The 11647-nt window shown below is 50.8% G+C and carries 11 protein-coding genes; 7 read left to right on the top strand and 4 right to left on the bottom strand.

All coding sequences use genetic code 11. The features are described 5' to 3' along the window. The first annotated feature begins 62 nt into the window (after nucleotides 1-62). From OGY13_RS10210 to tssD, 7 genes are all read left to right on the top strand, one after another. Entirely contained in the window at nucleotides 63-227 is a 165-nt protein-coding gene (locus OGY13_RS10210; protein WP_137377274.1) for a DUF1127 domain-containing protein, read from the top strand. Between the two features lie 147 nt (nucleotides 228-374). Next, entirely contained in the window at nucleotides 375-839 is a 465-nt protein-coding gene (locus tag OGY13_RS10205; RefSeq protein WP_111466167.1) for a MarR family winged helix-turn-helix transcriptional regulator, read from the top strand. A 6-nt stretch (nucleotides 840-845) separates the two neighbouring features. Beyond that, entirely contained in the window at nucleotides 846-1913 is a 1068-nt protein-coding gene (locus tag OGY13_RS10200; protein WP_137377275.1) for an HlyD family secretion protein, read from the top strand. Further along, nucleotides 1903-2967: a DUF2955 domain-containing protein gene (locus tag OGY13_RS10195; protein WP_137377276.1), complete on the top strand. Its 1065-nt coding sequence runs from the start codon at nucleotides 1903-1905 to the stop codon at nucleotides 2965-2967. Before OGY13_RS10200 ends, OGY13_RS10195 begins: the two co-directional genes overlap by 11 nt. A 275-nt stretch (nucleotides 2968-3242) precedes the next feature. After that, on the top strand, nucleotides 3243-3605 hold the full coding sequence (locus OGY13_RS10190; protein ID WP_087857426.1) for a tlde1 domain-containing protein: 363 nt from the start codon (nucleotides 3243-3245) through the stop codon (nucleotides 3603-3605). Next, entirely contained in the window at nucleotides 3605-4111 is a 507-nt protein-coding gene (locus tag OGY13_RS10185; protein WP_213753119.1) for a hypothetical protein, read from the top strand. Before OGY13_RS10190 ends, OGY13_RS10185 begins: the two co-directional genes overlap by 1 nt. Then, on the top strand, nucleotides 4112-4603 hold the full coding sequence (gene tssD, locus OGY13_RS10180) for a type VI secretion system tube protein TssD (protein ID WP_125363505.1): 492 nt from the start codon (nucleotides 4112-4114) through the stop codon (nucleotides 4601-4603). It begins immediately after the preceding gene. A 94-nt stretch (nucleotides 4604-4697) separates the two neighbouring features. On the opposite strand, the gene symE is transcribed toward tssD, so the two are convergent. The 4 genes from symE to OGY13_RS10160 form a co-directional block, all read right to left on the bottom strand. Next, the gene (symE, locus tag OGY13_RS10175) at nucleotides 4698-5042 is read right to left on the bottom strand and encodes an endoribonuclease SymE (protein WP_137377279.1); all 345 of its coding nucleotides are present in this window, start codon (nucleotides 5040-5042) and stop codon (nucleotides 4698-4700) included. Between the two features lie 223 nt (nucleotides 5043-5265). Next, the gene (locus tag OGY13_RS10170) at nucleotides 5266-8532 is read right to left on the bottom strand and encodes a type I restriction endonuclease subunit R (RefSeq protein WP_213753118.1); all 3267 of its coding nucleotides are present in this window, start codon (nucleotides 8530-8532) and stop codon (nucleotides 5266-5268) included. A 94-nt stretch (nucleotides 8533-8626) separates the two neighbouring features. Then, nucleotides 8627-10015, bottom strand: coding sequence for a restriction endonuclease subunit S (locus OGY13_RS10165; RefSeq protein WP_213753117.1), 1389 nt, complete (start codon nucleotides 10013-10015; stop codon nucleotides 8627-8629). Next, nucleotides 10005-11624, bottom strand: coding sequence for a type I restriction-modification system subunit M (locus tag OGY13_RS10160; RefSeq protein WP_213753116.1), 1620 nt, complete (start codon nucleotides 11622-11624; stop codon nucleotides 10005-10007). The genes OGY13_RS10165 and OGY13_RS10160 overlap by 11 nt, the downstream gene beginning before the upstream one ends. Nucleotides 11625-11647 lie beyond the last annotated feature (23 nt).

Genomic DNA, 11647 nt, shown 5'->3' with positions numbered 1-11647 from the left:
TCTGTATTGTTTTAGGCCAGATCCGTGAAGATAAAGCCTCTGGCAAGGCGGGGAGGCAAGGTATGGAATTTCACGAGAATAAAGCAAAACAGTCGTTTATTGGGTTTGTACTGATCTGGCGGGCATACAAGGCGTGGCGGCTGCGAGCGCAAACGCGGCGCCTATTGCAACAGATGAGCGATGAGCGGTTGCGGGACGTCGGGCTGCGACGCGATCAGGTGGAGTGATTTTCTTTCATCGACAGAGGCTGGGGGTTATCGCCCCAGCCTCTTTTACATTCACGATATTTATCAATTCATGCTTCTGGTCAGTCCGTTTCTTGATACTTATCCTGATAAGTATTATTTTCTCTTCAGCGATGAGAGGAAAGTAAGATGACTGAAGATGAACTGTTTGCCCGCCGCCCGATGGGGATGCGCATGGCAATGGTGGTGCGCCAGTGGCGGGCCATTATTGATGCTGCCATCACCGATACTGGCCTGACGCAGTCCAGCTGGACGGTACTGATGCAACTGTATCAACTGGGAGACAACGTCTCAGTCAGTGAACTGGCACAAATGCAGGGCATCGAACTGCCGCCGCTGATGCGCACCCTCTCGCAGCTGGAAAAGCAGGGCTATCTGCTGCGTTCCACATCGCCCTATGACAAACGCATCCGCCTGCTGGCGCTGACCGCGCAAGGCCGCGCAAGGCTGGACGAACTCAACCGGGTGATAGAGACATACCAACATCGCGTCACCTGCACCATCCCTGAGGCGGAACTCGCTTCCTTCAGCGCCACGCTCAATCAAATCGCCTGCAATCTGCGGACAATCCGCGAAGAAGACAATCAACACTAAAAAACTATGATGACCCCAGAACAAAAATTTGCCCGTTGGGTAAGGGTGAGTATTGCCGCTTTCCTGGTAATATTCGCCTGGTTTATCGTTGCCGATATCTGGATCCCGCTGACGCCGGACTCCACGGTGATGCGCGTGGTAACGCCTGTTTCCTCACGCGTTTCCGGCTACGTCTCGCAGGTGCATGTGCATAACAATAGCCAGGTGAAGAAGGGCGATTTGCTGTACGAACTGGATCCGACGCCATTTATCAATAAGGTCGAGGCTGCGCAAATTGCCCTTGAGCAGGCGAAGCTGAGTAACCAACAGCTGGATGCGCAGATCGCCTCTGCCCGTGCCAACCTGCGCACCGCGCAATTCAACGCCCGCAACGATAAGACCACCTTAGACCGCTATCAGCGCCTGAGCGCCATGCAGAACGTGTCGCAATCCGATCTCGACAAGGTGCGTACCGCCTGGCAAACCAGCGAGCAGTCGGTGGCGGCGCTGAATGCCAGTATTCAGAACCTGCTGATCCAGCGCGGAGAGCGCGATGACAAACGTAACGTAACGCTGCAAAAATACCGTAACACGCTGGAAGAGGCGCAGCTGAACCTCGGCTGGAGCAAAGTATATGCCCAGACCGACGGCACGGTGAGTAACCTCCAGCTTAGCCCCGGACTTTACGCCACTGCCGCCACGCCGCTACTGGCGCTGGTCAGCCATCAGACCGATATCGTGGCCGACTTTCGCGAGAAAAGTCTGCGCCACACTAAAGTGGATACCGATGCCGCCGTGGTGTTCGACGCCATGCCGGGCAAGGTTTTCTCTGCCCACGTCACCAGCAGCGATGCCGGTATTCTGGCGGGCCAGGAACAGGTTAATGGCCAGTTGTCGCAACCGGAACAGTCCACCCGCTGGGTGCGCGATGCCCAGCGTATGCGCATTCACGTCGCGCTGAACGAACCGCTTGACACGCCGTTACCGACCGGGGCGCGCGCCACGGTACAGCTGTATAACAGCGAGGGCGTGTTCGCCCGCACCTTTGCCGGGGCGCAGATCCACCTCGTTAGCTGGCTGCATTATGTCTATTAACACACTGGCCCACGTCTTTACGCCGCACGGGAATATTGTCTACACCGCCAATGATTTTCGCCAGACCCTGCGTATCTCCGTTGCCGGGACAATCGCGCTGAGTATCTCGACCTTCTACAACGTGCAGTACGGCGTGTTCTTTGTGGTTTATCCGCTGATGCTGCTGTCGCTGGTACCGGTATTCAACCGCCATGTGGCAACACAGTTTGTGTTCAGCGCGGGGGTGAACTGTGTCGAAATGGTGCTGATCGTCGGCTATCTGTCGCAGTGGCCGCTGGTTATGACACTGGTGGTGTTCGGCCTGTATGTGATGCGTTTTCGTTTTATGAGCAAAGGACCGCTGTTTCTGCTCGGTTCGATGGGCGTGGTGTGCCAGAGTACGATGCTCAACTTTATGAGCTATCCCACCACCAACTGGCATACGCTGATGTTCTCCAATATGGAAGCCTGCGTCATGGCGGTGGCGCTGAGCGCGCTGCTGCATTATCTGATCCCGGACGTGGAACCCCGCCAGCCACCGCCGCGCATTGAGAAAGATGCCGCCCGGGTGCGCCATGAATCGCTGCTTTCCGGCACGGTGGCGACGATGATTTTTGTGGTCTTCCAGATCTGCGATTTGAGTGATTCGCTGTCGGCGCTGATGGCAGGCATTTTGATTCTGTTTCCGATGCACTATCGCGGTGCGGTGATTAGCTCGATCTGGCGTGTGGTTGGCGTGGTGCTGGCCTGTCTGTATATTCTGCTGGTGCAGCTGCTTATCTATGATTTCAGCAACCATATGGTGCTGATGATGCCGCTGATTGGCCTCGGGCTGGCGTTCAGCGCCCGCCTGCACGTAATGGAAAAAGTCGGCGCGGGCGTGGGGTTTGCCAGTATCACTACTATCGGCATTATGTTTGGCCAGAACCTTCATCCGGATCAGGACCTGGTATTCAGCGATCTGTACCGCATCACCTCCGTCACCGTCGCGCTGGTGGCAACGCTCACCATGGTATTTCTGGTGCACCGGGTTTTGAACTGCTTTGCCGCGACGCGGTTTGTGATTACCGAGTGAGTGGGGGCAAGTGCCGGATGGCGGCTGCGCCTTATCCAGCCTACGGGAAAGTGCTATTTGTAGGCCCGGTAAGCGTAGCGCCACCGGGCGTTTTCAAATTGCCTGCTATTTCACCGTTCTCAAATTATTCAGAATACGATTTATTTGTTCGAGAAATAAAAATATATAAATTATAAATATTCTGAATTTTAATAATTGTGACCTTATAAACAAATTTATTTTTACGATTAAATATGATGGGTGTGATTATTATATTTTAAAGGGTATAAATCCATATGACATGGGAATATAAAGTATCGACAGGTATACTGAGCCATAACGGTGAGTTAATTGCTTATTGCTACAGTGGTGCCGGTGAATCAAAGGATAAACCGAACTGTGAACACATACGTAACAAGGGCCCCATTCCTCGAGGTATTTATTTTATTGCAGGATGGAATAATCACAAAAGCCCCTCCGCTATCATCCTTGAACCTATTGCAGGGACCAATACTTTTGGCAGAGATCATTTCGAAATTCATGGCGATAAAAAAGGGCAGCCACCGGGAACGGCATCTGCAGGGTGTATCATTATGAATGGACAAGATAAGCGCCAAACCATTTACGATTCGGGTGATACAATTTTGGTGGTAAGATAATGAAATTTATTATTATCTCCTTTCTATTTATTCTTTCTGGTGCCTCCTGCGCTGCAGAGCATACTGCACCTCAGCTTCTGCAGATGATAAATGAAAAAGGAGCAAATGCTGTTGTACACACACTTTATAATGACAATGAATCAGAATGGTGGAACCATATTATTCCTGAAATTAGCAAAGGTAATAATGACTGGTTAACGGTGGCAAGTGCTTTGGAACCCGGAGTTGATGCCAGTACTGCGGAAGATTTGCAGGGGGCGGTATCTGAAGCCATTCCACATAATCCAGCCGGTGTTCTGGCTATTCTCAACGATAAGAGACCATTGCTGACTATTGAGCAGATATGTGCATTTTCCTCTTTCCCTGAGTCAGAAGACGAAATGAATAAGCTATTTGTTAACTCCATCAGGGAAATGTATAAGATCAAAACGGCAGAAGGGAAACGGTGTATTGCGGTCATGATAAATACTGTCGAAAATTCTGTTCCCTTTAATAAGGATTTATAAATGGCTATCCCTGGATATATGTCAATAATCGATGATGCTGGTAATGTTATCAAAGGTAGTGTGATAGTAAAAGACCGTGAAAATCAGATCGAGGTTTTAGGTTTGTATCATAATGTGAGTTACAACTCTGACTTGCATAATGGAAGGGTATTGAGTAAACGTCAACATCGTCCATTTTTAATTGAAAAGGAAATTGATGCTTCTAGTGTGCTTTTGTATAAAGCATTAAGTACCGGAGAAACATTAAGGAAAGCGGCTATTGATCTCTATCGAATAAATGATGCTGGTCAGGAAGAGGTCTATTTCACGATAACCCTGGAAGATGTGAAAGTCGTTACGATTTTTTCACTGATGCACGATGTTAAAGATCCTTATTACGAAAAACAGACCCATCTTGAACTTGCTCAGTTCCGCTACAAGAAGATTACCTGGCACTATCATGATGGGAATATAGTCCACTCTGATGATTGGGATTATCGCTTAGGGTCTTGAGTAAATGGCTCTGGATAAAATGATGTCACCCTGAGCCGTAATGCAATCAATACACGGCGCTTATACTCCTGAGCGCCGTCTGGCATCTGAGAATTTATCCCTGCTTGCGCGGCTTCGCCGAAATCACGTTGATAAACTCCTGCACCTGCTGTTGCTTACGCGCTGACAGCTTGCACACCCGACGCAGCGACTGCAGTAACGCCGGTTCTTCCGGCTCCGGCAGTTTTGTCGTTAGCACAATACAGCCTGGCATCACTCTGACATCGAATTTGCAGCCGGTGGCGAAACCGGCGGCTTCCAGCCACTGGCCTTTCATAATAATTGCCGGAACATGCGTGTAATCCGGATAACGACTCGCATAAGTGACGGTACCCAGACGATTATTTGTTGGGGAGACTTCTGGATCGGTGAATTCTGCAATAGAATGCGGGGTAGTCATGGTCTCTATTCCTTTTCAATAGGGATTGTGATTAGCGAGGCGCTCGTGTTGCAGCACGGGCGTCTTGCGATAAATAACACCTGTAAATTTACCCAGTAAATAAAAATAAAGCCAGCTAAAAATAGACAAAAATAAACACGTAACTGGAAATATAAATGTGGGAATTAAATCGAAGGGAAATATAAATCAGGCCGGATAAGCAAAGCGTCATCCGGCCAAAAAATTAGTGCAGGGTAGTCATATGGTGCTGCTTAAAATTCTCCGCCTGCGACAGTACGCCCATATACACATCATCATTCGCCACCGGCGGGAACTTGTGTTTGTGCAGCAGCAGGATCAGCTCCACCTTCAGCTTCGCCTTGATATCATCACGCTTGCTCCAGTCCGGATACTTCGAGGTGTTATCGACCACCGCCTTCATCTCTTTTGCCAGCGCCAGCATCTTGTCTTCCTCATAGGTGAACTGATACTTATCGCGCATATGCGCCAGAATGTCGTAAAAGGCTTTCTCCTCGATATCAATCCCCATCTCGGCATAGGTGCCCATCTCAGTTTTAATATCGTAGATAATATCGGTCATCTCCTGGCTGAAGGTATCAAACTCTTCACCGTTGAGGACGTCATCTTCCCGGCGCTCGTTATATTTATCCATAATGGACTGGAAACGACGGGTGAAATTGATCCCCTGAAGCTGGTTGATCTGTTTAAAGTCGCTGATGGCTTTTTCCAGCAGCTTTTGCAGCAGCTGAATTTTGGTGGCCGGCAGTTTGATCTTATTAATGCGCGCCAGATAATCATCGTCGAAAATATCGATCGACTCCGCTTTCTTGTCACCCAGGAAAAACAGCTCTTCCACGCCGTCGGCTTTCAGCGCTTCGGCGATCATCTCGCGCACGCGGGCGTTCATCTGCGTGACGTCCGGCGCGTCGCCTTTGGTCAGCTTGAAGACGATAGAGCGCACGGCAATATAAAAATGGAGATGGTCGCGCTCGGCCTGCGACAGCGCCTCGCTGCCGCAGCAGACGTCATAGGCCGCTTTCAGCCGCTTCACCAGCCCCATAAAGCGGCGTTCCAGCTTCTGGGTGCGCATGACAAATTCTGCCGCGAAGTTCAGGCAGGCAAGCTGCGCCTGCGGCTCGCCGCTGAAATAAGCGCGGCTGTCGAATTCATGGAACACCTGCGCCAGCAGATCGAGATGATTTTTCACCTCAATGACTGACTGCTGAATATCTTCAAAGTTGGTGGCGTCAATGCGCGAATACATCGCCAGCGCCTGGTTCATCTGGCGCTTAATGCCGATATAGTCGACGACCAGCCCTTTGCTTTTGCCTTCCAGCTTGCGGTTAACGCGGGAGATGGTCTGGATCAGGTTATGCTTTTGCAGCGGCTTATCGATATAAATGGTGTCCAGCTCCGGCACGTCAAAACCGGTCAGCCACATGTCCACCACGATGGCGATTTTGAAATTCGACTTCGCGTTTTTGAACTGTTTATCCAGCTCTTTGCGGTACTCTTTACTGCCCAGCAAATCGTACAGTTTCGCGTCATCGTCTTTACCGCGTGTCATCACCATCTTGACCATTTCGGACGGCGGCAGCTCTTTCTCCTCCTGTTCGGTCAGTTCGACCCCCTCCGGGGCCTGCTTAACCTCAAACCATGCCGGACGATAGTCTTTCAACTGACGATAGAAATCCCAGGCAATCTCACGGCTGGCGCAGACAAACATCGCTTTGCCTTTCACCGTTGAGCCTTCGGCGACACGTTTTTCATAGTGCTGCGCAAAGTCTTCCGCCAGCGCTTTCAGACGATCTTCATCGCCAAGAATGGCGTTCATGGTGGCGCTGGCTTTTTTGCTCTCGTCGATTTGCCACTCGTTGGTGCCCGCATTGGCGCACTCTGCGTAGTACTTTTCCACCTCTTCCAGCTTGCGGGCATCAAGGATCACTTTCGCGGCGCGGCCTTCGTAGACGATGCGCACGGTGATCTCATCCTGCACGGATTCGGTCATGGTGTAGCTGTCGATGATGTTGCCAAAGACTTCCATCGTGGCGTCGATAGGCGTGCCGGTAAAACCGACGTAGGTGGCCTGCGGCAGCGAGTCGTGCAGATATTTGGCAAAACCGTAGGTTTTACGCACCCTGCCGCTCTCTTTATCGACGATCACTTTCTGATCGAGGTTGACCTGGCTGCGGTGCGCTTCGTCGGAAATACAGATGATATTGCTGCGCCCGGAAAGCAGTTCGGTATCTTCGGTAAATTTATGGATGGTGGTCAGGAAGACGCCGCCGCTGTTGCGACCGGCCAGCTTCTCCCGCAGATCCTCGCGGCTGGTGACGGGCACCACGGTGTCGTCGCCGATATAGTTTTTGGCATTGCACATCTGCGCCGAAAGCTGATCGTCCAGATCGGTGCGGTCGGTGATCAGCACGATCGTCGGGCTGGCGAACTCGACGCTTTTCATCAGCAGGCGGGTTAAGAACTGCATGGTGTAGCTCTTGCCGCAGCCGGTTGCGCCAAAGTAGGTGCCGCCCTTGCCGTCGCCGAAAGGTTTACGCGCCCGTTCGATGCTGTAGTACAGCTTGCGCGCCGCATAGTACTGCGGGTAGCGGCAGCAGATTTTCACTTCGTGTTTGGCTTTATCCGGGAAGCAGATAAAGTTTTTGATCACGTCCAGCAGGCGGACCGGATGAAACAGCCCCTGAATCATCGAGTGCAGGGAAGGGATGCCGTCCTGCTCGCGGTTTTCATTGCCGGTAACTTTGCGCCACGAGTAGAAATATTCGTACGGCGCAAACAGGTTGCCCATGCGGTTATTGACGCCGTCGCTGATAATGCACAGCGCGTTATAGACAAACAGCTGCGGAATATCGCGGCGATAGCGGGTGCAGAGCTGTTTATACGCATCGCCAATACTGGCTTCCTGCTCGCGCACCGCGCTTTTAAATTCAAACACCACTAACGGCAGGCCATTGATATACAGAATGGCATCCGGAATACGCGGCTGGTTTTCTTTGCCGGTGATGGTCAGCTGATTGACGATTTTCACCCGGTTCAGCGGCTGGGTAAGATGATAACTTGCCGGCGTTTCTGCGGCCTGTTGCAGCGGAACCTCTTCGGTATCGAACAGTTCACGCAGCGCGGCGGGCAGGTGCCGGGTGTCGAGCAGTTCGATATAGAGATCTTTCTGCTGGCGATCGTCGCGTTTAAACAGGAAACCGTTGGCCAGCCAGGCGCAGAAGGTTTTATTGCTTTCATAGAGATCGGAGGCGGGCAGGGTGGTGAACTGTTTGATCAGCCGCTGGATCTCTTCTTCGGTGATGCCGTCGGCCTGATAGCGCGCGGCGAGGTAGTGACGAAGATCGTCTTCGATAATCACCTGATCGAGGCTGGAACGCGGCACATTATCGCCGATCAGGTGCTGATAGCCCTGATCCTGTAACAGTTCAATTATCGCCTGTTCTAACTTCGCTTCACTGAATGAGAGATGCATATCTCGCTCCGGCCCTGGCTGATTTTCTGGTAAGGGTTCCTGTAACAGAGAAAACCTTAACAGAAAGCCCCTGATTTTTCAGGGGCAAAATGCGTTATGCGGGTTCGGTTTGGTTGGCTAAATTTGGTAGATCCTCCAGGGAGAGCTCGCCGGAGATGAGTTTGGGGAGCAGGGTGTCGCGGAGGTTAGAAAGACTTTCAATTTCATTGCAATGAACAGAAATCATTGTTTCCCATTTCCCTGAAAATTCTTCAAATTTTTTAATCAGTTTTTCTGGAGGGCAAATTTGGGGAAGCTGCTTTAAATCTTTTTGATTTATGCTGCCAAAAACAGTGCCTTCACCATTAAAAATGGAAAAATAATCAGACAAATTACTTACGGAATAATATGTAAAAGCGATATTTCCTGATTTATGTCTTAATGCAGCTAAGCCCCTGCCGATTATACATTCTGTTGAGGCCAGATTTACAACGCCAACAGGTGCTCTGACACTTAGCAGAGTATCGAATCTTTTTGCCAGCCGTTTAGGTTCAGTACAGTAAATACGTTTGGATGGGAATCTGAATCCAAAGTCAGTTTTCCCTTGGAAAAAGGGAAGTCCGATTCCGTCTTCGTTGTATGTAGAACCTGATGGAGATTGTCCCATTGTAATGTTGAATTCTTTTCCTAGATCGGAAAGTATCCAACCTTTCGGCACCCAACCCAAGTCTTTTTCTTCAAATTCAGCCGGGAACAGAGCACGAATATCCGCCGGAAGTGGTTTGAAATCTGCACTATTGCGAACTTTTTGACGCAGCTCGGCGCGAGATTGCAGTGCTTCCGGGATTGGGTTTCCCGCATCTAGCGCGTTATCAATCACCGGGTCGAAATCCACAAACCAGGATTTGAACAGGGTTTGGGACATTTGTTCCAGGGTTTGGTTGATTTGGCGATTGAGTGTTATTTTTGTATTAAGGCTCCCTAAAATATCAATTATATCTTTCTGTTCGCTTAAACTAGGCAATGAAATAGGGAAGCTTTTTAAGTAAGCAAGATTTATTTTAGGGACGCCGGTGCACTCTGAATCTTGAATTAGTTTATTAATTGCTTTTTGCGAAGATACAAAATAATAAACATATTCAGGCAATGCCTTGTCAGGATCTACACGGAGACGCATTTGATTTGATGATAGCAAATATTTTTTGAAACGATGCTTAGTACTAATAAGCCCCGTTTGCCCTAACGTTCCTTTTTTTGTGAATATAATGTCTCCAGCCCTACACTCACTACGTGAAAGTTTTTGGAATATGTGTTCCGGTACGAATACAAAGTCACTATCTTTGAAATCATCTAATCCGACGGATAAGTTACTCCCTCGAATAATTGGATACCCACTGTCTGTATAAGCCGCAGCTGGTAAATTTGAGCCAAAAGGTCCATCTACTGCTCCATCAAAACCCAGTGCCAGATCACCTAAGGTTGTTTGTTTCCACTTACTCCCCATACCCTAGCGCCCCCAGGTTCTGGCGAATCGCTTTATCCAGTTCTTCCGCCTGCTTCATCTGCGCAAACAACGTCTGCGACAACTCGCGCATTTTGGTTTCAAACGCCACGCCGTCGTCTTCCTGCTCGGCGGCACCGACGTAGCGGCCCGGCGTCAGCACATAGTCGTTAGCCTTCATCTCTACAATAGTCGCGACCTTGCAGAACCCAGCTTGGTCTTCGTATTGTGCCAGCTTGCTGTCACCGCGCTTAACGCGTTCGGCCAGCTCTTCCGGCGTGCTGCGCCAGGCATGGTAGGTATCGGCGATGGTGGCGATATCCTCCGCCGTCAGCTCTTTGGTGGTGCGGTTGATCATGGTGCCAAGGTTACGCGCATCGATAAACAGCGTTTCGCCCTGACGGTTACGATAGCCTTTGGCTGGATCGGCCGCTTTCGACTTGGTCATAAACCACAGGCACACCGGGATCTGGGTGGTGAAGAACAGCTGGCCGGGCAGGGCAATCATGCAGTCGATCAGATCGTTTTCGATCATCTGCGCGCGGATCTCGCCTTCGCCGCTGGTGTTGGAACTCATCGAGCCGTTCGCCAGCACAAAACCGGCGGTGCCGTTGGCCGACAGCTTGGAAAGCATATGCAGAATCCAGCCGTAGTTGGCGTTACCGGTCGGCGGCGTACGGTAGCCAGCAAAACGCGGATCTTTGGTCAGCTCGGCGTCGTTGCGCCAGTCTTTCAGGTTAAACGGCGGGTTGGCCAGAATATAGTCGGCTTTCAGGTCCGGGTGCTGATCGCTGAAGAAGGTGTCCGCCGGGCGTTCGCCAAGGTTGGCGGAAAGGCCACGAATGGCAAGGTTCATCTTCGCCAGCTTGTAGGTGGTGGCCGTCAGCTCCTGGCCGTACAGGGCGATATCGCGGCTTTTCCCCTGATGGCTTTCAACAAACTTCACCGACTGGACAAACATCCCCGCCGAGCCGCAGCACGGGTCATAAATTTTGCCCTGGAACGGTTCGAGCATTTCGGTCAGCAGCGTCACCACGCATTTTGGCGTATAGAACTCGCCGCCGCCTTTGCCTTCGGTGGCGGCAAACTTGCCGAGGAAGTATTCGTACACGCGACCGACCAAGTCTTCTTTCGACAGCGCTTCCACGTCGGTTTCGTGGGCCAGCGTTTCGATGTTATCGATGGTGTCGATAAGCGACGCCAGCTTCTTGGTTTCCAGATTCTGACGGCTGAAGTAGTTGTCCGGCAGCGCGCCTTTCAGCGTCGGGTTGCGCTTCTCAATGGTGGAGAGCGCGGTATCAATGCGCACAGCAATATCATCCTGCTTGGCGTGCTGTTTGATGAACGACCAGCGCGCCTCTTCCGGCAGATAGAAGATGTTGTCCTGCTGATAGAAGACTTCCATTTCGAGGAAATCGCCCTGGCCTTCGTCTTCCATCTGTTTACGACGGGCTTCAAACTTATCGCTGATAAATTTGAGGAACACGAGGCTCAGCACCACGTGCTTGTACTCGGAGGATTCTACGCTGCCGCGAAGCTGGTTCGCGGTATCCCATAATGTGTCTTCAAAGCCTTTCTTTGCTTTGGCTTTTTTCGTTGGTGCTTTGGCCATGATGAACTCAATCAGGAAAAATT

It is taken from the genome of Citrobacter sp. Cpo045 (assembly GCF_030332875.1).
Lineage (GTDB): Bacteria > Pseudomonadota > Gammaproteobacteria > Enterobacterales > Enterobacteriaceae > Citrobacter > Citrobacter portucalensis.
Note: the sequence above shows the minus strand (reverse complement) of the source record. Positions and strands in the feature narration are given on the sequence as shown.

Bases quoted from the DNA above. Each gene is read 5' to 3' on its own strand.
- OGY13_RS10210 (WP_137377274.1), top strand. From the start codon at position 63: ATGGAATTTCACGAGAATAAAGCAAAACAGTCGTTTATTGGGTTTGTA.
- OGY13_RS10205 (WP_111466167.1), top strand. From the start codon at position 375: ATGACTGAAGATGAACTGTTTGCCCGCCGCCCGATGGGGATGCGCATG.
- OGY13_RS10200 (WP_137377275.1), top strand. From the start codon at position 846: ATGATGACCCCAGAACAAAAATTTGCCCGTTGGGTAAGGGTGAGTATT.
- OGY13_RS10195 (WP_137377276.1), top strand. From the start codon at position 1,903: ATGTCTATTAACACACTGGCCCACGTCTTTACGCCGCACGGGAATATT.
- OGY13_RS10190 (WP_087857426.1), top strand. From the start codon at position 3,243: ATGACATGGGAATATAAAGTATCGACAGGTATACTGAGCCATAACGGT.
- OGY13_RS10185 (WP_213753119.1), top strand. From the start codon at position 3,605: ATGAAATTTATTATTATCTCCTTTCTATTTATTCTTTCTGGTGCCTCC.
- tssD (WP_125363505.1), top strand. From the start codon at position 4,112: ATGGCTATCCCTGGATATATGTCAATAATCGATGATGCTGGTAATGTT.
- symE (WP_137377279.1), bottom strand. From the start codon at position 5,042: ATGACTACCCCGCATTCTATTGCAGAATTCACCGATCCAGAAGTCTCC.
- OGY13_RS10170 (WP_213753118.1), bottom strand. From the start codon at position 8,532: ATGCATCTCTCATTCAGTGAAGCGAAGTTAGAACAGGCGATAATTGAA.
- OGY13_RS10165 (WP_213753117.1), bottom strand. From the start codon at position 10,015: ATGGGGAGTAAGTGGAAACAAACAACCTTAGGTGATCTGGCACTGGGT.
- OGY13_RS10160 (WP_213753116.1), bottom strand. From the start codon at position 11,624: ATGGCCAAAGCACCAACGAAAAAAGCCAAAGCAAAGAAAGGCTTTGAA.